Genomic DNA, 22,111 nt, shown 5'->3' with positions numbered 1-22,111 from the left:
AGTATCTTTACTACTTAAACTTTACCACATTTTCTGCAAATGATTACTTCACTTTCGATTGAAAATTTTGCCTTAATTGAAAAATTAAATATTGATTTTTCTAATGGTTTTTCAATTATTACCGGAGAAACCGGAGCAGGAAAATCGATACTTCTCGGTGCTTTAGGATTAGTACTTGGAAAAAGAGCTGATTTAACTTCGCTTAAAAACAAAGAGGAAAAATGTATCGTTGAGGCTAATTTTGCCATTGGAAAATATGATTTGCAATCTTTCTTCGAAGCCAATGATTTAGAGTATGAGGAAGAAACGATTATCCGAAGAGAAATTCTGCCTTCCGGTAAATCACGTGCTTTTGTCAATGACAGTCCGGTGAATTTACAGCAATTACAGGACTTAAGTTTTTACTTAATCGATGTGCATTCGCAACACCAAACCCTAGAATTATCCGAAGAAGAATACCAATTTAAAATCATTGATGCCATTGCCGGTAACCAAGAGCTGCAAACGGAATATTCATCTATTTTAAAACAATATCGTTCGGCTAAATCCGCTTTGGAAACCAAAAAAACAAGTTTGTCAGCCATTTTAAAAGAGAAAGATTATAACGAATTTCTTTTCAACGAATTGCATTCCGCTAACTTAAAAGTTGGAGAATTGGAAGAATTAGAAAAAACTTATGAAGCATTAAATAATGTTGAATTCATCAAAGAAAATCTTTCAACGCTTTTGACTTTGGCCAATGAAGACCAATTTGGTTTGTTGAAAAATTTAAAGGAGTTCAAGACTACTCTTCAAAAAAACTCTAGCTTTTCCTCAGAATACGAATCGCTTTTTGAACGTGCCAATTCGGTTTTAATAGAATTTGATGACATTGTCAAAGAGTTAAATCGCGAATCGGAACTGGTTTTTAATGATCCTGAAAAATTAGAATTAATCAATCAAAAACTGCAACTGATTTACAGTTTGCAAAAGAAGCACCAAGTTTTAACGGTAGAGGAATTGATTGATATTCAAAACGAATTAGAAAGCAAAGTGGTTTCCGTGGTGACTTTAGAAGAAGATATCAGTAAGCTTGAAAATGGCATTAAAGAATTTGAAGTTCAATTAGATAGTATTGCGGCTAAAATAAGTAATAGTAGGAGTGAAGCCATTCCAAATCTCAGCAACAAATTAATTGAAATTTTGAATCTGTTAGGCATGCCCAATGTTAGATTTAAAATTGAAGTCATTGCTTCTGATACATATTATATTAACGGAAAAGACAGTTTGCAATTTTTATTTTCCGCTAATAAAGGAACCGATTTCGGCTTATTAAAAAAAGTTGCTTCCGGTGGAGAAATGTCTCGAATTATGTTAGCGGTAAAATCTATTTTATCCCAATATTCCAAATTGCCAACCATTATTTTTGACGAAATAGATACAGGTGTTTCAGGTGAAATTGCTAATAAAATGGGTGAAATCATGAGAGAAATGAGTCAAGCGATGCAAGTTTTTGCGATAACCCATTTGCCGCAAATTGCCGCTAAAGGCATTACACATTATAAAGTTTTCAAAACAGTTTTGGGTGAGAATACAGTTTCTGAGTTGAAATTGTTAACCAGTGAGGAACGAATTAATGAAATTGCTGAAATGCTTTCAGGTAAAGATATTTCTGATTCGGCACTTAATCATGCCAAAGCATTACTGAACTAACCGTTTTAATTTATTATTTTTGCATCACAATAATTAAAAACACAGACAACTTAATTTCAAAGAATATGATTATAGAACCAAGAATGCGCGGGTTTATTTGTTTAACAGCTCACCCTGACGGATGTGCACAAAGTGTTAAAAACCAAATCAATTATGTAAAATCTAAAGGTGACATTGATGGTCCTAAAAAAGTTTTAGTGATTGGTGCTTCCACCGGTTTCGGTTTGGCTTCGAGAATTACCAGTGCTTTTGGTTCCAATGCTGCTACGATTGGCGTTTTCTTTGAAAAAGAACCTTCAGAAGGCAAGACTGCAACCCCGGGTTGGTACAATACGGCTGCATTTGAACAAGAAGCTCAAAAGGCGGGTTTGTATGCTAAAAGTATTAATGGAGATGCATTCTCAAACGAAATTAAGCAACAAACAATTGACTTAATCAAAGCTGATTTAGGTCAGGTTGATATGATAATTTACAGTTTGGCTTCACCGGTTCGCATGCATCCACTGACAGGCATTTTACACCGTTCGACTTTAAAACCGATTGGAAGTACCTTTACCAATAAAACAGTAGATTTTCATACCGGTAATGTAACGCAAGTTTCTATTGAACCTGCCAATCAAGAGGATATTGACAATACTGTGGTGGTTATGGGTGGTGAAGATTGGTCAATGTGGATGGAAGCTCTTTCAAATGCAGGTGTTTTGGCAAAAGGCGTTACCACAATTGCATACTCCTACATAGGTCCTGAAGTAACCGAAGCGGTTTACAGAAAAGGAACTATCGGAAGAGCTAAAGATCATTTAGAAGCCACTGCTTTTGAAATTACAGATAGTTTAAAATCATTAGATGGTAAAGCTTACGTTTCTGTTAATAAAGCATTAGTTACCCAAGCAAGTTCGGCCATCCCTGTAATTCCATTATACATTTCTTTGTTGTATAAAATTATGAAAGCTGAAGGGGTGCATGAAGGCTGTATAGAACAGATTCAACGATTGTTTTCAGAAAGACTTTACACCGGTTCAACAGTGCCAACCGATGATAAAGGCAGAATCAGGATTGACGATTGGGAAATGAGAGAAGATATTCAGGCCCAAATTAAAACTTTATGGGAGATAGCCACTACGGAAAACCTAACAGAAATAGGAGATTTAGCAGGATACAAACAAGATTTTTTAAACTTATTTGGATTTGGTTTTCAAGGAGTTGATTACATGGCAGAAGCTAATGAAATGACACTCATTCCTAGTATACAAAATTAAACTCAAACTTTTAACCCTGTTTTTATAATAAAAATACATATTTAGTTGTCTTATTTTTATGTGAACAATAAGCTACTCAAAAACAAGTTGATATGTCTAATTTTAGAAGTAATGTTTTTTAGTTATAATAACTCCAAATGAGCAAGTTAAAGTAGCGACAGTTATTAATGAATAGTATTTATAAATTGTTTATAATTTAAACCACCTATCTTCTAGGTGGTTTTCTTTTTTTGTCTATTTTTATGGCATAAACTTTTAATCTTTAATAACTATGAAGAAAATTACCTTTCTCTTACTGTTATTGGTCAGCTTTTCCGGATTTGCCCAGTTTCCGGCACCTTATTGTGGACCAATAACTTTTACAAACAATGTTGAGCCAATCACATTAGTGAATTTTGCCGGAATTAATAATGCAAGTTCTGCTCAAGTGGGTCCAAACAATGGAACAACCATTATTGCACATGAAGATTACACTGCCATAACTGGAAATGTGTTCTCTGGAAGTACTTATCCAATTACTTTGAAAGGTAATACGGATGGTAATTTTATAACATATCTACGAGTTTATATTGATTGGAATCAAAATAATGATTTCACAGATGCTGGTGAGTCTTATGATATTGGAACTATTGCCAATTCAAACGGTACTGATGCAATACAATTAGTGGGAAGCATAAGCGTACCTGGTAATGCTTTGGCTGGAAATACCAGAATGAGAGTGGTTAAAAAATGGAATGCTTATTCTGATTCTTGTAATACTGTAAACACTGGTTTTGGTCAAGCTGAAGATTATACTTTAGCTGTAGCACTTCCGGCTTGTTTAAGCCCGACTGCTGGTCTTTCCACCGTTACTTCTGCTACTACAGCAGATTTAACTTGGACATCAGGTGGTGCGGCTAATGCTGAAGTGGTTATTCAAGCTCCGGGCACAGGAGTTCCTGGATCAGCAGATAATACAGGAATTAATGTAACTGGAAATACTTATTCAGCTACTCTATTGAACCCTCAAACAGCCTATGAATTTTATGTTAGAGATGAATGCGTTCTTGGTACAAGTTTCAGTACTTGGGCTGGACCATTTACTTTTAATACTACGCAAGCTCCAAGTTGTGCCGGAAATGTTGCCCCAATCAATGGTGCTACTGATGTTGTTCCCGGAACAGTTACCTTTACATGGACCGCTCCAACTACGGGAGATGCTCCGGCATCATATGATTTGTTTTATGGTTTAACAGCCGGAAATGCAACTATATTTGTTGGTAATTACCTAACCCTTACAACTCCAATCAACATTACTGGATTTAATGCAACATTTTACTGGAAAATTGTTCCTAAAAATGCTGGAGGTTCAGCAATTGGATGTGCTGAGTGGAGTTTTACTACGATTTCTCCTCCAGGATATTGTCTAAATTCACCTTCAGGTCAGTGGCCTGGTGGTACAGACGGTTACACTCCAGAAACTTGTAATGGAATCATCGAAAATATTATTACAGTAAATGGTTACGCAGGAGAATATTCTTTGGTTAATGTAACTTTAGGTCAAACTTACATATTTAAAAGTGTAATTGAAGGTGTAAATGATTTAGTTACTATCAGTACAGATGGTGGTACAACAGCAGCAGCTTTTGGTACATCGCCTTTAACTTGGGTATCAACTGTTACTGGTCAAATTAGATTTTATTCCCACGTTGATAATAATTGTGGAACTAGTACTAATAACAGAACGCGTTCTATAATTTGTGGCATTCCTTCACCTGCTTTGCCTGACTATGTAAGCCTACAATGGCCTCCAACGGCAACAATCCCACAAGGTGGTACGGTTATTGTTTACGGACAAGTTTATGAAGGCGGATTAACCGATGTAGCTCCAAATATTGATGGACAAGCTCCGGGAATCAATGCGTGGGTTGGATACAGTACTACAAATACAAACCCTAATACTTGGACTGATTGGGTTGTTGCAACTCATAATGCTGGTAGCATTGGAAATAATGACGAATACCAAGCTACTATCGGTGCTGCTTTAGCACCTGGAACCTATTATTATGCCACAAGATTTAATTTAGATAATGGTGCTTATGTATATGGTGGAATTAATGCCAATTCACCAAATAATGGTAACTTCTGGGATGGCGCAACATTCGGAAGTGGTGTATTGACAGTAACTCCTCCTCCGGCTCCTGCCAATGATGAGTGTGCTGCTGCGATTGCATTAGTGGTAGATGATACTTTCTGTAATGGTACAAACACTAACGGAACAAATTTAGGGGCAACAAATTCAGGAGTTGAAGTTCCTTTTTGTTTTGCTTATGGTGAAAATGATGTATGGTATTCCTTTGTAGCTCCTGCAGATGCTGCTACTGTGGATGTTTCTACTGACTTCTTAGGTGGAACTTTACAAGATACAGAAATAGCCCTATATTCAGGTACTTGTGGTGCTTTAACTGAAGTTGCTTGTGACAATGACGGTGGAATAGTTGTTCAACCAAACGGATTCTCTTGGAATTCATTAATCACAGATGCTACTGTTGTTGCAGGTCAAACTTATTACGTTAGAGTATCAGGTTATAGTGAAGATGAAGTTGGTTCTTTCTGTTTAAGAGTTTCAAGAAATCAATTGTTGTCAAATGAAGATTTTGATTCAAGTAGCTTTACTTACTATCCAAACCCGGTTAAAAACATTTTGAACTTATCTTACAGCCAAGAAATTTCTAGTGTAGAAGTATACAATTTGTTGGGTCAAAAAATGAGCACAAATACAATTGGTGCTAATTTAGGACAAGTTGATATGACAGGTTTACCAAGTGGTGCTTACTTAGTTAAAGTTGTTACTGCCGAAAATCAATCAAAAACTATCCGAGTAATTAAAGAATAGTTTTCGCATTTTAGATTATAATTAAAACCACCTATTTTTAGGTGGTTTTTCTTTTGTATAAAACTTATCTTTGTTACCCGAGTCTCGTCCTTAAGACGAAACGAATTGTACAAAGTAAAAATTTAGGCCATGTATTTTTCAATTATAATTCCAGTTTATAACAGACCAGATGAAATTAAAGAACTTTTAGACAGTTTATTGATTTCAGATTTTAGTAAACCTTATGAGATTGTAATTGTTGAAGATGGATCGTCAATTCCCTGTAAAAACGAGATTGTAGATTTTGAAAACAAGTTAAATATTTCCTATTATTTCAAAGAAAATAGCGGTCCTGGTGATTCTAGAAACTTTGGAATGAAAATGGCCAAAGGCGATTACTTTATCATCTTTGACTCAGATTGTATAATTCCAAGCCATTATTTATCAACAGTAGAAAAAGAGCTAACCAATAATTATGTGGATTGTTTCGGTGGTTCTGATGCTGCATTAGATTCTTTTTCCTCTATCCAAAAAGCCATTAATTTTGCTATGACATCCTTTTTAACTACCGGAGGTATTCGAGGTGGCTCAGAAAAAATTAGTAAGTTTCAACCCAGAAGTTTCAATATGGGTATCTCTAAAAAAGCCTTTGAAACTTCTAAAGGTTTTGGAAATATCCATCCCGGTGAAGATCCTGATTTATCCATCAGATTATGGAAACTAGGATATAATACAAGATTGTTTTCTAAAGCATTTGTTTATCACAAACGAAGAATTGATTGGGATAAGTTTTCCGTCCAAGTCAATAAATTCGGTAAAGCCAGACCCATTTTAGACAGTTGGTATCCTGAATACAGTAAACTGACCTTTTTCTTTCCAACTCTATTTATTTTAGGGTTCGTATTATCGGTTTTACTTCTGTTTTTCGGAATTTTATTCCCAATTCTCTGTTATGCACTTTATTATTTATTGGTATTTATTGTTGCTGCAGTTCAAAGCAAAAGTTTAAAAATTGGCTTCCTTTCTGTCATAGCTGTTTCAAAACAATTTTTTGGCTATGGAAAAGGTTTTCTGGACTCTTTTATCAAAATTAAAATCCAAAAACAAAAGCCGGAAGAAGCGTTTCCAGAATTGTTTTTTAAAATAAAATCATGACAAAGATTATCGGATTAACAGGCGGAATAGGTAGCGGAAAAACCATGGTGGCCAATTATATGAAGTCCCTCGGCATTCCGGTATATATAGCTGATGAAGAGGCCAAAAAAATTATGGACACGCATGAGGTTGTTAAATTAGTTCAAAATGCTTTTGGTAACACTGTGATAAATAATAATAAAATCAACAGAGAACAACTGGCTAAATTGGTTTTTAACAATCCTAAACAACTGCAAAAACTCAATGCAATTATTCATCCAATCGTTAAACAAAACTTCGATAATTGGGTTAAAAATCAGGTTAATGTTCCATTTGTTGTCAAAGAAGCCGCTATTTTATTCGAAAGTGGCGGTGATAAATATTGTGATAGTATTATTACGGTTACAGCCCCTTTAGAGATTCGCTTAGAGCGTGTTATTCAAAGAGATAAAACCAATCAAAAAAGTGTTTTAGACCGAATGAAAAATCAATGGCCGGATGAAAAAAAAATAGAGAATAGTGATTATGTAATTCATAATATTACCATGGATGACACTAAAAATCAAGTGGATAATATTCTTAAAATATTAAAAAATCAATAAAATTACTTTTAGATGTTAATGTTTGGTTAATGTATTTATTGTATAAATGTTAAAATGTTAAATTTGTTCAATGAATAAATTGTTTTTTCGCTTACTGGTTATCTTAATGAGTTTATCCCTTATTGGTATAATACTTGTTCAAGTGTACTGGTTTAACAAATCATTCGAAAACAATGAAGAGCAGTTTAAGTTTCATGTAAAGCAAGTTCTCGGAAATGTTGCCGACAAATTGCAAAAGAAAGAGAAATACACCTATTTTGAAAAATACAATAATGTAATTGACAGTACCGGAAAAGTTCCGGATAAAAGTGATTTTTTAGAGTTTGGTTACTATCAAAGAGATTCAAGAACCAACCAAACTATTGTCTATTCAAACAGTATTATTTCTGAAGATTACGGCATTCCATCCTCGTTCTTTGATAAAAAAATGGATAGCATTAGAGAAATTAAAAGTTTTACCTCTAAAAGAACAACAGAGATTTATAGCGATGATATCGATAAATCATCCATCAAGCAATCGCCAACACCCGATATAAAAATCCAAAAAGAAGGTAGAACAGAGTCGTTAGATAATGCTCAGTTTGAAATGTTTTACAAAGATATTGCAGCATTAAAACCAATACAAGAAAGAGTTTCAAATGAAATGATGCAAAAATTATTGGCTGATGAGTTAAATCAATATGGTGTAAAAACGCCTTTTGAATACAATATTTACAGCAATGGTTTGGCCACAAAAATAAAATCAGAACGCTTCAAATACGAGAAAACATCTACTTATTCGATTCCGATTTTTATTGATAATGACGGGAATAATAAATACCAATTGTTAATCACATTTCCTCAGAAAAAGAAATTCTTATTTTCTGAATTAATAGGGATTTCTATACTGTCGATAATTTTTACCTTGATTATTATTGTTGCCTATTCAAGTGCTCTAAACCAATTAATCAAGCAACGTCAGATTTCTGAAATTAAAACCGATTTCATTAACAACATGACTCACGAATTTAAAACGCCAATCGCCACTATTAATTTGGCCCTGGATGCCATTAAAAATCCAAAAGTGATTGATGATAAAGAAAAGATTTACCGCTATCTTCAAATGATAAGAGATGAAAATAAAAGAATGCATGCTCAAGTAGAGAATGTGTTGCGCATTTCAAAATTGGAGAAAAGAGAACTGGAAATCAATAAAGAATCAAATGATATCCACAGCATTTTAGAAGATGCTATTGACCATGTGAATTTAATCATTGATGACCGTGACGGATCAATAACAACACACTTTGATGCCACTAGAACATCTGTTTTATTAAACGATGTTCATTTTACAAACGTTTTTGTAAACATTTTAGACAATGCTATAAAATATTCTCCTGAAAATCCCGTTATAGATATATATACCGAGAATGTTAAGGAGTTCGTAATTGTAAAAATAAAAGACCAAGGTGCCGGAATGAGCAAAGTAGCTCAAAAAAGAATATTTGAAAAGTTTTACCGCGAACATACCGGTGATTTGCACAACGTTAAAGGCCACGGATTAGGGTTGGCCTATGTTAAACGAATTTTAGACGATCACAATTGTCAAATTTTTGTAGAAAGTGAAAAAGGAAAAGGAAGCACATTTATAATTAAAGTCCCACTCATAAATTAAAAAAATACTATGGAAGCAAATAAAAAAATACTTTTAGTTGAGGATGATCAAAACTTCGGAATCGTATTGAGAGAATATCTCACACTAAACGATTTCGATGTTACTTTAGCCAAAAACGGTATGGAGGGTTTTGAAAAATTCAAAAAAGACAATTACGATTTGTGTATTTTGGATGTCATGATGCCCTATAAAGACGGTTACACCTTAGCCAAAGAAATCAGAGAAAAGAACAAAGACGTGCCATTAATTTTCTTAACGGCAAAATCAATGAAAGAAGACGTGATGAAAGGATACAAAGTTGGGGCAGATGATTATCTAAACAAACCTTTCGATTCGGATGTTTTATTGATGAAAATAAAAGCCATTATCCAAAGAAAATCGGCTGAAACTAAGAATGAACCGGCCAAATTTGAATTCCAAATCGGGAAGTTTCTTTTAAACTCTAAGCTACGTTATTTAAAATTTGGTAATGACGAACCAATCAAATTGTCACCAAAAGAGTCTGATTTGTTGAAAATGATGGCGATTTATGAAAACGATTTGATGCCAAGAGAGTTGGCGCTAACCAAAATATGGAGAGAAGACAACTACTTCACCTCAAGAAGTATGGACGTTTACATCGCCAAATTGCGTAAGTACTTAAAAGAAGATCCAAACGTAGAAATTCTAAACATCCACGGTGAAGGTTTCCGATTGGTCATTAAGAAATAATACTAATCCTCGTCAATTTGGCGGGGATTTTTTTTAGGAGCTGTTTCCGGCTTTCCACTATATCTTTTGTATTTGTCAGGTTTTATAAACCTAACAAATACAAAAGGATGCCGCTTCAATCCGGGCTAGAGCCAATTGCTATTTTAAACTTAATTGCAAAGCAAAACAAGTCTTTTCCTCACGCTCAATGGCAAAAACAATATCCTTATCCAAGGCTTTCTGTTTGATTTCAACCGTATCGTTGAGCGAGACTTCTTTGAGATAATTCATTTCAAAACTGTCAATCTTCTGATTTTGAATCACCGCTATATCAACGCAATCCAAACACCATTCTAAATATTTCACACTGTTGGCATGGTTGACAATGTCCAAATCAGAAAGTTTTACTATGTGCGTTCCAACGTTTTGCATTTCGTGTTGAATATCTATTTTGCTAAAAGGATGTAAAGTCGCTCTCTCAGGAAACTTTTCAAAATGTTCGTGTGGCAAAGCTAAATTCTCAGGACGACGCGTTTGGGTGTTGAATACCGCCCAAAAAGTTTCACAACCTATAATCTTCTCGTCACCGATATACAGTTCCAAACAACGAATAGAGCGCGAATTCTCCAACGAATTAATCCAAGTTTTTACGGTTATTGTTTCTTTCCATTTAGGCAAACGTTTGATTTCAACACGCATCCGACTCAAAACCCAAGCCTGATGATGTACTTGCATATCACTAAAACTGATTCCGCCTAATTCTGCATGCAAAGCAGCGGTCAATTGCAAAATATTGCACAATTCAGTATATTTCAAATAGCCGTTCGGATAGCATTGTAAGAAAGTGATTTCCCAATCTTGTTGCAGTTTTGAGGTAAAGTTTGGCGCAATTGGCATATAAAAAATTATGAATTATTACTTGTGAATTGGTTTTCAATACACTCAATAATGTTTGCTATATCTGTTTTGTAATCAAACCACATCGTGTTTTCGGTTCGCTTGAACCAAGTGATTTGGCGTTTGGCAAATCGGCGCGTGTTTTTCTTGATTTCTTCTATGGCAAATTCCAACGTAGTTTTTCCGTCAAAGTAATCGAAGAGTTCTCGGTAACCAACAGTTTGTAATGCATTCAACTGTTTGTTTGGATATAATTGTTCGGCTTCCGCTAAAAGACCTTCATTTATCATGATGTCAACGCGTTGGTTAATGCGGTCGTACATAATATCGCGTTGGGCTTCTAAACCGATGACAATAGGAGTGAAGTGGCGACTGTTTTTCTTTTGTCCAATAAAACTTGAATAAGGTTTTCCGGTGCCTAAACAAACTTCCACAAAGCGTTTCATTCGTTGCGGATTTTGAAGTGTTTGCGGATTTTCAGTAGTTAGTTTTTGGAAATAAATAAGGTCTAATTCTTTTAACTTTTGTTGGAGATAATCAATTCCAAATCTCTCAAAATCAGTATTAATTTGAATTCGAATAGATTCATCAATATCCGGAAAATCATCAAAACCTTTTAATACGGCATCGACATACAAACCTGAACCGCCAACCATGATTTGGACCTTGTTTTTAGTAAATAATTCGTCCAATTTGGCAATGGCTTCTTGTTCAAAATCACCTACGGAATAGGACTCGTGAATCGATTTGTTTTGAATAAAATGATGTGGTGCTGAATTGAGTTCATCTTTGTTTGGAACCGCTGTACCAATTCGCATTTCTTTAAAAAATTGTCGGCTGTCGCACGAAATAATATCACAAATAAAATGTTGGGCCAAAGCAATGCTCAGGGAAGTTTTTCCGATGGCTGTTGGTCCTATGATTGTGATTAAGTAGTTCAATGCACTTATGTTTTTAGCCCCGATAGCAGTGGAAATCCTCGAAGAGATTGGAACGTATAGCGGGAAATAGCTCCTAATTAAAATTTTACAATTCGAATCACTTTATGTCTTCGCAAATAACCTTGAATAATGGTTCGGGTATCTCGGTTGTTTTGCATCGGAATGATTAGGTTTTTAAGGATTTCGATGTTGTTGACTTGGTAGTTTAAATCGAAAAAACAATAGCCTTTGTAAATGCCGCCTTCAATGAGTACTGCGCTACGTTCGTTAGTGTTTCTGCCACGATCGATAATGACCATATTGTTATTGTCAAACTTCATTTCGCGAATGAATTCTTCTACGCGTTCGTTGTATTCTTCGGTTGGTTCTTGGTTCAAACAAGCGCCTTTACATTCTTTGATTTTCAATTGAAAACAACCATTTTTGGTATCATAAAGACCATTGATTTTTTGGCACAACTGATACTCAGCCGTGATTTTATGCAAAAGATTTTTTCCTTCTTGTACTGAGGTAAAGGAGGTAATTTCCTTTTTCCGACCATCGGCTTTTTGGATTTTCAAGGCCAAATACCCATTTTCATCTTTTTCCGCATACAAGGCATATTGAAAAATGCTTTTGCGTTGTGCCCGATTGTAAATAGGTTTGTTGATTTTAATTTCTTCGCTTTCCTTGAGTAGTGCAATTAATTCGCTGCCGGTTTCTTCGTAAGTCACGGCAAAAACTTCGCGCTGTATTTTTTTGCATTTGCCGGTTGTTCCGGTGAAATGTTGGTTAATTCTTTTTTTAATGTTTTTGCTTTTGCCAATGTAAATCAGATTCCCTTTCTCATTGTGAATGTAGTAAATACCGGTTCTTGTTGGCATACTTTCCACGATATCCAACAATTTTGGTGATAATCCTTTTTTGATTTCGGCTTTGATTAGGCTGATTAGGATTTCTTTTTCGACATCTTTGTCCAAAATCATTTTGAACAATTTCACGGTGGCCAATGCATCTCCGCTGGCGCGATGTCTGTCGGTAACCGGAATTCCCAAAGAGCGAACCAATTTTCCCAAACTATAAGAAGCTTGTCCGGGAATCAATTTTTGGGACAATTCAACCGTACAAAGCGTTGGTTTGATAAAATCATAGCCCAAACGACCGAATTCTGTGCGCAAAATTCTATAATCAAAAGAAGCGTTGTGCGCTACAACAATACAATTTTCTGTGATCTCAATAATACGTTTGGCAACCTCATAAAACTTTGGTGCCGAACGCAACATGGCGTTATTAATCCCGGTTAATTTCACCACGAATGGCTGAATTGGTTTTTCGGGATTGACCAAGCTGATGAACTGATCTACGATTTCGTGTCCGTCAAATTTGTAGATGGCGATTTCCGTAATGCCTTCTTCATTAAATTGACCTCCGGTAGTTTCTATGTCGAGTATTGCGTACAAATAATTGAATAGTAATTAGTGAATAGTGATTAGCTTTTATCGGCTTCCAAATATACTACTTCCAATGCGAACTATGTTGCTTCCGCAGTCGATGGCTAGTTGGTAGTCGCCGGACATACCCATGGAAAGGGTTTCAAGTTTCAAGTTTGAAGTTTCAAGTTGATTGTATTTATCGAAAATCGATTTTAAATGGTCGAATTCTCGTTTGATTTGGGTTTGGTTTTCGGTGAAGGTTGCCATTCCCATTAAACCAACGACTTTAATATTGGTGAAGCTTTTGAATTCTTCGGAATTTAGTAATTCTTCTAATTCTGTTTCATCTAAACCGAATTTGGTTTCTTCTTCAGCGATGTGAATTTGCAACAGACAATTAATGTTTTTTCTCCAACGAACGGCGTGACGGTTGATTTCTTTTAGCAGTTTCAAACTATCAACACCGTGAATTAGTTTCACATAAGGCACCATATATTTCACTTTGTTGGATTGTACGTGACCAATCATGTGCCATTCGATATCCTTTGGCATTTGCTGCCATTTTTCGGTCATTTCCTGGATTTTATTTTCGCCGAAAATACGTTGGCCCGCATTGTAAGCTTCCATCAAATCGGCAACCGGTTTGGTTTTAGAAACCGCTACCAAAGTCACGTGTGATGGGAGAGAAGCTTTTATATCGAGAAGGTTTTGTGCTATTGACATTGTTAAATGAATTTTAATTGACAAACTATAATTCCTTTAGGATAAATTTTGTCATAGTATTTTAATTTGACTGTTTTGTTTTTAAAATTACTTATCAAATCTTTAATTTTTGGTCTTTCAATAACAAATGATTCTACAGCTTCATTTTCTTTAGTCAAAACACTTACTACTTTATTGTCAACGATAAATTCAATCTTTTTTGAGGTTTTGTCACCAAAAAAATCATAAAAAATATTAAATTTTAATACTTTAAAATTGTCGTTCGATTTTATTTCAATTGTCTTAAAAGATTTTTCAACCTCATTACTCTTGAAAATAAGCTTATTATCTTTATAAAGTTGCCAATTATTTATGGTGTCAGTTTCAACTTTTGCAAAAGTTGCCGTCGAATAAAATACTAATAAAAAAAACAATACTTGCTTCATGGAATTTCTCCTTTCTCTAAATGACAACTATTTTAAACTCCCAACTTCCAACTCCCATCTCCCAACTTTTTACAACTCATATACCATCAATCCGCTTCTGAATTTTGGTTCGATATACGTACTTTTTGGAGGCATAATCAAATTGTTATCAGCCAAAGCTTTGATTTCAGAGATGTCGGAAGGGTAGAGCATAAAGCCCACTTCAAACTCGCCTTCGTCTACCAATTCTTTTATGGTAGAGATGGATTGCTTTCCGGGAATGTATTCGATGCGTTCGTCGTTTCGCAAATCTTCTATGCCTAATAACGGTTGCAAGACTTTGTCATATAAAATTTGAGCGTCTAAATTTTCTAAAATCGAAGGTTGATTGTTTTCTTGCTTGTAAAATAAGGCATAGAAATTTCCATCAAGATACATTCCAAATTCGAACTTGCTTTGCGGTTTCCACAATTCCTGTTCTTTGTCTTTGATGATGAAGTTTTCAGCGAGTTTTTCGAGAAAATCTTCTTTGGAGAAACCATTCAAATCACGAATGATTCGGTTGTATTCATAGATTTTGACATTGCTTTCGGCAATTAGGAAACTCATGAAATAGTTTAGGTTCTCGTTGCCTAAATGTTTGTCTTCATCATACAATAACTCTGCTGAAGCTGAGCGGTGATGTCCATCGGCTATGTATAACTCAGGAATATTTTCAAACTGTTTTGTCAACCAATCAGTTTCTGCTTTGGTTTCAATTTTCCAGAGTTGGTGTTGCTCTTTATTGGTGGTGGAATAGTTGTAAATTGGTGAGCTTTTTTTCTTCTCGGCTATCCAAGTATTTAGCGTTTCATTATCGGGATAAGTAATCAAAACCGGTTCTGTGTTGAAACCCGTTTGGTGCAAATAATCTTTAAAATATTCCACGCGGTATTGTAAAGTGTCTTCGTGTTTTTTGATGACATTATTTTTGTAATCTTCGATTGAAGTTCCGGCTACTATTCCGGTGAACGACTGTGATTTGGTTTTGATTTCATAGAGAAAAAAAGCAGGTTTATCTTCTTCCATAAAAATACCGTCATCTTTGAAATCTTGGTATTTGTGAGCCACACCTTTAAAGCGTTTGTCCAAAGTAATTTTCTGCGAATACATATAAGCAGGATGAATCACATGCAAAAATGAATACGGATTAAAACTCAACCAAGCAGCGAGCTCGGCCGAACTGTAATCATCGTAGTTTCGGCAAGTCACCAACGCCACTTTATCGGGTGTTGGGCGAACCGCTTTGAAAGGGATTATTTTGCTCATTTATTTTGTTGTCGGTTGTCGGTTGTTGGTTGTCAGAAACTATTTTAATTGACAACTGAGAACAGACAACTATTAATGAAACTGCTTCGAAACTTTTTCAGCTTTTTTACTTTCAGCATAATCATAGAAACCTTCGCCTGATTTTACGCCTAGTTTTCCGGCCATAACCATATTGACTAATAATGGGCAAGGAGCATATTTTGGATTTTTGAAACCGTCGTACATTACGTTTAGAATCGAAAGACAAACGTCCAATCCGATAAAGTCGGCTAGTTGTAATGGTCCCATGGGATGTGCCATTCCGAGTTTCATCACGGTATCAATTTCGCTTACGCCGGCCACGCCATTGTATAAAGTTTCTATGCTTTCGTTAATCATAGGCATTAAAATTCTGTTGGCTACAAAGCCCGGATAATCGTTGACTTCGGTTGGTGTTTTGCCTAATTTCACCGATAGATCCATGATAATTTTAGTAACTTCATCAGACGTATTGTAACCGCGAATGATTTCTACTAATTTCATAATCGGCACCGGATTCATAAAATGCATTCCGATGACTCTTTCCGGATGAACGACTTGTGCAGCGATTTGTGTAATAGAAATCGAAGAAGTATTGGTGGCTAAAATTACATTATGGTCACAAATGTCACTTAGTTGTTTGAAGATATTGAGTTTTAAGCCTACGTTTTCTGTGGCAGCTTCCACAACTAAATCACAACCAACCACGCCATCTTTAATATCGGTGTAAGTGATGATGTTGCCAATGGTTTTGTGTTTGTCTTCTTCAGAAATGGTTCCTTTAGTAACCATTCGGTCAAGGTTAGCAGCAATCGTTGCCATTCCTTTTTCCAAAGATTTCTCTGAAACATCAATTAGTTTTACGGTAAAACCGCTTTGTGCAAAAGTGTGAGCAATTCCGTTGCCCATCGTTCCTGCGCCTATTACAGCAATTGTATTCATATTAAAAGTTAAGTTTGTTTGTTTTTTACCATTAAGAAATTAAGTTTCATTAAGTCTAAATGTTTCTTAATTTCTGAATGGTTCAATTTGTATTTTGAATGTTATTTTTCGTTCATCGAATCAATAATCATATACGCCACGCGTAAGGCTTCTGTTCCGTCTTCTAAAGTGACTACAGGTTTTCCATTGGTATTGATAGCCTCGGCAAAAGTCTCCAATTCGTCTAAAATGGCATTGTTAGGCGCTACTTCCGGATTGTTAAAATAGATTTGTTTCTTTTGGCCTTCTGCATTTTGCAAAATCATGTCGAAATCTCCGGGAACTTCCGGTGCTTCTTTCATTTTTACGACTTCACAAACCTTGTCTAAATAATCGACAGAGATATAAGCATCTTTTTGGAAGAAACGCGACTTGCGCATATTTTTCATCGAAATGCGGCTCGAAGTAATATTGGCCACACAACCATTTTCAAATTCGATACGAGCATTGGCAATATCCGGTGACTGACTCAACACCGAAACGCCACTGGCATGAACCGCTTTTACTTTTGATTTGACCACACTCAAAATGGCATCGATATCGTGTATCATTAAGTCTAAAACCACCGGAACATCAGTCCCGCGCGGATTGAATTCGGCCAAACGATGGGTTTCAATAAACATTGGGTTTTCGATTTGGTCTTTTACTGCGATAAATGCCGGATTGAATCTTTCAACGTGCCCCACTTGTCCTTTGACATTGTATTCTTTGGCCAAAGCAATAATTTCCTCAGCTTCTGCAACTGTTGTAGCAATTGGTTTTTCTATAAAAACATGTTTGCCGGATTTAATAGAAACTTTAGCACATTTATAATGCGAAAGTGTTGGTGTGACAATGTCAATGACATCTACCGCGTGTATTAATTTTGCTATGGTATCGAATTGTTTGTATCCAAATTCGGCCTCAATTTTGGCTCCGTTTTCGTGATTTTCATCGTAAAAGCCAACGAGTTCGTATTTTTCAGATTGCTGTAGTAATCGCAAGTGTATTTTTCCGAGGTGACCGGCACCTAAAACGCCAACTTTGAGCATAAAGATAAATTTTACCAAAAATAGAAATTAATTAATAATTGGTAATTGATAATTGATAATTTGTTTTCTATTTTTACCAAAATAAATCTAAACCTACATTGAAAGATACCAGCAAGCATCAAGGACTTCGAAATCAACTAGCCAAAGTGTTGGAAGAAAAAGGAATCACTGATAAAAATGTTTTAGACGCCATCCGTAAAATTCCCAGACACTTGTTTTTGAACTCGAGTTTTGAAGACTTTGCGTATCAGGATAAAGCGTTTCCGATTGCGGCCGGACAAACTATTTCCCAACCCTATACAGTAGCATTTCAAACCGAATTGTTAAAGGTTAAAAAAGATGACAAGGTGCTCGAAATCGGAACCGGTTCGGGTTATCAAACGGCGGTTTTAGTGGCTTTGGGTGCCAAAGTCTATTCGGTGGAACGACAGAATGAGTTGTTTAAAATCACTTCAGCATTGTTACCAAAATTAGGCATTCGTCCGAAACATTTATCTTTTGGAGACGGTTATAAAGGCTTGCCTAATCATGCTCCGTTTGACAGTATTATTGTAACGGCCGGCGCACCCATAATTCCAAAACCTTTGATGGCACAGCTTAAAATAGGCGGAAGATTAGTAATTCCGTTAGGTGAAGGTGAACAAGTAATGACTATGCTTATACGTAAAAACGAAACCCAATTCGAGAAGCATGAGTATGGTGAATTCCGATTTGTGCCTTTATTGGAAGATAAAAATTAAACCAATCCACTTAAATCAATATAATGAAAAAAATCCAGATTTTCTTTTTGTTATTCTCAACTCTTGTTTTTGCTCAAACCGCAGAAAAGAAAGTTTGGGATTTATTACTAGCCAATAAAAGAACAGAGGCCAAAAAACTTTTTGACAAAGAATTTAAGGCAACCGCTGAAACCAAATTGGAGTATTTTTTGCTCGGGAAAATAATAGAACTTGAGAACGGTAAATTAGATTTTGATGAAACCTTCATAACTACTTTAGTAAAATTTCCGGAAAGTAAATACTATTTGACTTCACTGCTTAAACAGCAATTTATTTTAGATGATATACAAACCGTCGGTTTTAATGATTATACCTACAAAAAGATTGATGAGATGATTGCCTCAGAGATTTTCAAAGATGATCCGGTTGTGATTTATTATAAAGCTACCGCCGACAGAAATCGCAAAAATTTGGAAGGGTATAACAAATACATCAAACAATTGAATTCGATTATGAACTGGCAATTGTGTGGTGCTTTTGAAAACTTAAACGATAGTGGTATTGACATTGAGTACGAACCGGAAATTTATCCGAAAAACGACAAATTATTTGATGCCAATAGCAATGGTAAAATGGGATGGTACAATCCGAGAATACTACAAAACGAAGGGTATCATACTTTCTCCAATGAGGATGAATATGGCAATGGCATCATGTACTCACAAATTTTTGTTGAAAATCCAACAGAACAGGAAGTGGTATTCAATTTTGGAATGAGTTCATCGTTTAAAATATTTGTGAATGACACAGAAGTTTATGTAAATACTTTGAACAAACTGTCTGATTTAAATGCGTTTAAACTCAAAGTAAGATTACCAAAAGGAATGAATAGGGTTTTAGTTAAGTCATCTATTTCGAGTGGAAATAATTACTTTATACTTTCGTTAACGGATGCCAAAGGCAAAAAAATAGATGATTTGGTTTACCATAGCACCTATAAAGAGTATACAAAATCCACACTTCAATCCTTACAAGTGGAAGAATTAACTCCGGATTATGAGATTTTTTTAGCCCAAAAAGTAAAAGAAAATCCAACCAATGTTTTCTACAAATTCATGTTGTATGATGCCTATATTCACAACAAAAAGTTAGAGTTAGCCCATGATGTTATTGAGGAGTTAGATGCGATGTATCCAAACAGTTCGATTGTAAAAAACAGAATCAGTCAGTACTATGCCTACAAAGATGACACGGCTAAAGTAAACGAGATTGTGAAAAATCTTGAGTTGCAAGATCCTGAGTATTATTATACCATCGCTACTAAGGCGCAAGACAGTGAATGGTTGCGATCTTCCAGCATTGCAGAATTAGAAAAGATGAGAGACAATGCCAAAAAATTGACCTCACCAACTTTTGGATACTTGTTCGATTTTTTGATTAATGCCAGAAATTCGAATGTTCAGGCCATGATGAAGAATGCTGAAGAAATAATGGGTTTATCGCACAACAGTGAGTTTTATGTAACCACATTTGCACCCTTGTATGATTCTTTAGAAAAAAACAAAGAGAAAGCTATAAAGATGCTTGAGGATTTGGTTGATAAAAAGGACAACTTTACTGCCATGGCAGCCTTGGTTAGGTATTATAGAGATGCCGACAGAAAAGAGGATATCAAGCGTTTATTCATAAACCGAAAAAATTATTACCCCTATTTTACAGGCGTTGCTTCCGATTATATCAACATGCTAATCGAAGAAAAAAAGTATGCAGAAGCCTTGGTAGAAATTGACAATTCATTGGCACTATATCCTTACTCTTTTTATTTAATGGAACGCAAGGGAATGGTTTACAATTACATGTCCAATTTGAAAGAAGCTGAAAAGTACATGAGACAATCATTGGAACACAATTCAGAGAACAGCAGTTTGAGAAAACAATTGTATGACATTACCAAAACACCTGACGAAATTGAAGAGATCGTTGTAAAAGACAAATATAAACTCATCAAAGAAAGAAGAAATTCTAAATTGAAAAGTGATTATGGTGTGGTTACTTTAATGGATGAATACATAGTCAACATTTTGCCGGAAGGCGGAAGAAAATCGAAAGTAGTACTCATTTATGAAATCACCGCTGAAAACGGAATTGAGGAACTGAAAGAATACAACATAAACACCTATGGTATTACCCTTCAAAAATCTGAAATTGTTAATACGGACGGTTCCGTTGTTCCAGCTGAAGAAGGTGGTTCGACTTTGGTTTTTCCCAATTTGAAAGTTGGCGATGTTGTTTACATAGAGTATGAATCGTATAGCACTTCTACCGGAAGATTTTATAAAGACTTTAATTTGGATTGCTATTTCAACAATACTTATCCTTCGGTTGAATCAGTTTTTGCCATTATCAATCCGGAAAGCATCAAGTATGTTACCAAATTAAATAACGGAGATATTACACCGGTTGTTAAAAAAATCAACAATAAGGTTTGTACCATTTGGAAAAGAAACAATATACCTGCGATGCCTTTATTGGAGCCATTTTCCAATAATTTCACAGATTTGACCAACACTATTAATGTGAGTTCTATTAAGTCGTGGAAAGAAATTTCAAACTGGTATGCAGATTTGGTAAAGAAAACTTTGGTTTTAGATAAAATCACTAAAACAACATTTGACGGCATTTTTCCTAAAGGTGTAGTAGGTATGTCCCAAGAGGATATTGCTAAAAAGATTTATACTTACATCGAAGAAAACATTAAATACAGTTCACAAGATTTCAGACAAAGTGGTTATGTTCCTCAAAAACCCTCCAAAACCATTACGACTAAACTAGGCGATTGTAAAGATGTTTCCACTCTTTTTGTAGCCTTGTCACAATTGGCCGGTTTAAAATCGAATTTAGTTTTGGTTTCCACTAATGAAAACAGTGCACACATGATGTCATTGCCTTCTAAAGATTTCAATCATTGTATTGTAAAAACTACCATAGATGGCAAAGAAACCTATTTAGAACTGACAGATAAATTTCTGCCATTTAAAGCTTTACCAATGTCATTGTACAAGGCTAATGCCTTAATCATCTCATTTGATAAAATTGAAAATGAAAAGGCAGAAATTATTGAAATTCCGTTTGACAATGCTATTGTAAACGCATTGAGTACGACCAGTATTGTTACTGTAACCGATAGTGAAGTAAATTTTGTAAATACTCATGTAGTAAAAGGTGCTAATAAATCTTATTACAATGAATTATTTTCTAATTCAACTACCGAAGATGTCCGCAAAAAAGATTTGGAAGAACAATTTAGTTCTAAAATTAAAAAGGGTATAAAATTACAATCCGTCAAAGTAATTAAAAATGACACTTTTGAAGAGGGCATTGAATTTGAAACCCAATTAAAACTTACCGATAAAATTAAAAGTGTCGGGAACTTAAAAATAACAGATATTCCTTTCGTAGAAAGGGTTTATACTCGCGATATTATTGCTCAGGAAACCAGAAATTATGATATCAATTATATTTCTTATGAGAATAATATTGATTACAGTTCGACCATTTATCTGAATGTTCCTGAAGGTAAAAAGTTCACAGAAATTCCTGAGAGCAAGGTTTTTACTTATAAAAATCACAATTATTCCATCACTTTTGAATTGGTTAAACCGAATTCGTTGAAAATCGTCCGAACCGTTAAAACGCCTTGGGATAACATCAAAGTAGCCGATTATCCTCAATACAAAGCATACCTTGAAGAAGTACTAGCCACAGAAGAGCAAGTTGTAGGTTTCAAATAAT

General features: G+C 35.1%; 17 protein-coding genes. 9 read left to right on the top strand and 8 right to left on the bottom strand.

All coding sequences use genetic code 11. From position 1 onward, the window contains the following. The first annotated feature begins 39 nt into the window (after window positions 1-39). From recN to ICG50_RS08645, 7 genes are all read left to right on the top strand, one after another. Entirely contained in the window at window positions 40-1,692 is a 1,653-nt protein-coding gene (gene recN, locus ICG50_RS08675; RefSeq protein ID WP_187660516.1) for a DNA repair protein RecN, read from the top strand. 65 nt (window positions 1,693-1,757) lie between these two features. Then, entirely contained in the window at window positions 1,758-2,951 is a 1,194-nt protein-coding gene (gene fabV / locus ICG50_RS08670) for an enoyl-ACP reductase FabV (protein ID WP_187660515.1), read from the top strand. A 271-nt stretch (window positions 2,952-3,222) separates the two neighbouring features. Then, complete coding sequence (locus tag ICG50_RS08665; protein WP_187660514.1) at window positions 3,223-5,826, top strand: GEVED domain-containing protein; 2,604 nt, start codon at window positions 3,223-3,225, stop codon at window positions 5,824-5,826. 129 nt (window positions 5,827-5,955) lie between these two features. Then, a complete protein-coding gene (locus ICG50_RS08660) occupies window positions 5,956-6,960 on the top strand; it encodes a glycosyltransferase family 2 protein (RefSeq protein WP_187660513.1) in 1,005 nt (334 codons plus the stop codon). Next, window positions 6,957-7,541: a dephospho-CoA kinase gene (gene coaE / locus ICG50_RS08655; protein WP_187660512.1), complete on the top strand. Its 585-nt coding sequence runs from the start codon at window positions 6,957-6,959 to the stop codon at window positions 7,539-7,541. The genes ICG50_RS08660 and coaE overlap by 4 nt, the downstream gene beginning before the upstream one ends. A gap of 70 nt (window positions 7,542-7,611) precedes the next feature. Beyond that, window positions 7,612-9,195, top strand: a complete 1,584-nt coding sequence (locus tag ICG50_RS08650) for a sensor histidine kinase (protein ID WP_187660511.1) — start codon at window positions 7,612-7,614, stop codon at window positions 9,193-9,195. Between the two features lie 9 nt (window positions 9,196-9,204). Then, a complete protein-coding gene (locus tag ICG50_RS08645; protein WP_187660510.1) occupies window positions 9,205-9,906 on the top strand; it encodes a response regulator transcription factor in 702 nt (233 codons plus the stop codon). A 138-nt stretch (window positions 9,907-10,044) separates the two neighbouring features. Here the strand turns inward: ICG50_RS08645 and ICG50_RS08640 are convergent, their stop codons facing one another. The 8 genes from ICG50_RS08640 to ICG50_RS08605 all read right to left on the bottom strand — a co-directional run bounded on the left by ICG50_RS08640 (window position 10,045) and on the right by ICG50_RS08605 (window position 17,600). Next, window positions 10,045-10,782: an acyl-[acyl-carrier-protein] thioesterase gene (locus ICG50_RS08640; protein WP_187660509.1), complete on the bottom strand. Its 738-nt coding sequence runs from the start codon at window positions 10,780-10,782 to the stop codon at window positions 10,045-10,047. 8 nt (window positions 10,783-10,790) lie between these two features. Further along, complete coding sequence (miaA, locus tag ICG50_RS08635) at window positions 10,791-11,723, bottom strand: tRNA (adenosine(37)-N6)-dimethylallyltransferase MiaA (RefSeq protein WP_187660508.1); 933 nt, start codon at window positions 11,721-11,723, stop codon at window positions 10,791-10,793. A gap of 77 nt (window positions 11,724-11,800) precedes the next feature. After that, window positions 11,801-13,162: an exonuclease domain-containing protein gene (locus ICG50_RS08630; protein WP_187660507.1), complete on the bottom strand. Its 1,362-nt coding sequence runs from the start codon at window positions 13,160-13,162 to the stop codon at window positions 11,801-11,803. A gap of 36 nt (window positions 13,163-13,198) precedes the next feature. Beyond that, on the bottom strand, window positions 13,199-13,858 hold the full coding sequence (locus ICG50_RS08625) for a YggS family pyridoxal phosphate-dependent enzyme (protein WP_187660506.1): 660 nt from the start codon (window positions 13,856-13,858) through the stop codon (window positions 13,199-13,201). Window positions 13,859-13,860: 2 nt separating this feature from the next. Then, window positions 13,861-14,283: a hypothetical protein gene (locus ICG50_RS08620; protein WP_187660505.1), complete on the bottom strand. Its 423-nt coding sequence runs from the start codon at window positions 14,281-14,283 to the stop codon at window positions 13,861-13,863. A 69-nt stretch (window positions 14,284-14,352) separates the two neighbouring features. Beyond that, on the bottom strand, window positions 14,353-15,570 hold the full coding sequence (locus tag ICG50_RS08615; protein WP_187660504.1) for a DUF1015 domain-containing protein: 1,218 nt from the start codon (window positions 15,568-15,570) through the stop codon (window positions 14,353-14,355). A gap of 72 nt (window positions 15,571-15,642) precedes the next feature. Next, window positions 15,643-16,530, bottom strand: a complete 888-nt coding sequence (locus tag ICG50_RS08610) for a 3-hydroxyacyl-CoA dehydrogenase family protein (protein ID WP_187660503.1) — start codon at window positions 16,528-16,530, stop codon at window positions 15,643-15,645. A 101-nt stretch (window positions 16,531-16,631) separates the two neighbouring features. After that, window positions 16,632-17,600 carry a Gfo/Idh/MocA family protein gene (locus ICG50_RS08605; RefSeq protein WP_187660502.1) on the bottom strand — a complete coding sequence of 323 codons (969 nt, stop codon included), beginning with the start codon at window positions 17,598-17,600 and terminating at the stop codon, window positions 16,632-16,634. Between the two features lie 98 nt (window positions 17,601-17,698). On the opposite strand from ICG50_RS08605, the gene ICG50_RS08600 reads away from it, so the two are divergent. Next, window positions 17,699-18,340, top strand: a complete 642-nt coding sequence (locus ICG50_RS08600; RefSeq protein WP_187660501.1) for a protein-L-isoaspartate(D-aspartate) O-methyltransferase — start codon at window positions 17,699-17,701, stop codon at window positions 18,338-18,340. A gap of 23 nt (window positions 18,341-18,363) precedes the next feature. After that, entirely contained in the window at window positions 18,364-22,110 is a 3,747-nt protein-coding gene (locus ICG50_RS08595) for a transglutaminase domain-containing protein (RefSeq protein ID WP_187660500.1), read from the top strand. Window position 22,111 lies beyond the last annotated feature (1 nt).

Source organism: Flavobacterium buctense, assembly GCF_014486695.1.
Taxonomy (GTDB): Bacteria; Bacteroidota; Bacteroidia; order Flavobacteriales; family Flavobacteriaceae; genus Flavobacterium; species Flavobacterium buctense.
Note: the sequence above shows the minus strand (reverse complement) of the source record. Positions and strands in the feature narration are given on the sequence as shown.

Coding starts and splice junctions, on each gene's coding strand:
- recN (WP_187660516.1), top strand. CDS start 40: ATGATTACTTCACTTTCGATTGAAAATTTTGCCTTAATTGAAAAATTA.
- fabV (WP_187660515.1), top strand. CDS start 1,758: ATGATTATAGAACCAAGAATGCGCGGGTTTATTTGTTTAACAGCTCAC.
- ICG50_RS08665 (WP_187660514.1), top strand. CDS start 3,223: ATGAAGAAAATTACCTTTCTCTTACTGTTATTGGTCAGCTTTTCCGGA.
- ICG50_RS08660 (WP_187660513.1), top strand. CDS start 5,956: ATGTATTTTTCAATTATAATTCCAGTTTATAACAGACCAGATGAAATT.
- coaE (WP_187660512.1), top strand. CDS start 6,957: ATGACAAAGATTATCGGATTAACAGGCGGAATAGGTAGCGGAAAAACC.
- ICG50_RS08650 (WP_187660511.1), top strand. CDS start 7,612: ATGAATAAATTGTTTTTTCGCTTACTGGTTATCTTAATGAGTTTATCC.
- ICG50_RS08645 (WP_187660510.1), top strand. CDS start 9,205: ATGGAAGCAAATAAAAAAATACTTTTAGTTGAGGATGATCAAAACTTC.
- ICG50_RS08640 (WP_187660509.1), bottom strand. CDS start 10,782: ATGCCAATTGCGCCAAACTTTACCTCAAAACTGCAACAAGATTGGGAA.
- ICG50_RS08625 (WP_187660506.1), bottom strand. CDS start 13,858: ATGTCAATAGCACAAAACCTTCTCGATATAAAAGCTTCTCTCCCATCA.
- ICG50_RS08620 (WP_187660505.1), bottom strand. CDS start 14,283: ATGAAGCAAGTATTGTTTTTTTTATTAGTATTTTATTCGACGGCAACT.
- ICG50_RS08615 (WP_187660504.1), bottom strand. CDS start 15,570: ATGAGCAAAATAATCCCTTTCAAAGCGGTTCGCCCAACACCCGATAAA.
- ICG50_RS08610 (WP_187660503.1), bottom strand. CDS start 16,530: ATGAATACAATTGCTGTAATAGGCGCAGGAACGATGGGCAACGGAATT.
- ICG50_RS08605 (WP_187660502.1), bottom strand. CDS start 17,600: ATGCTCAAAGTTGGCGTTTTAGGTGCCGGTCACCTCGGAAAAATACAC.
- ICG50_RS08595 (WP_187660500.1), top strand. CDS start 18,364: ATGAAAAAAATCCAGATTTTCTTTTTGTTATTCTCAACTCTTGTTTTT.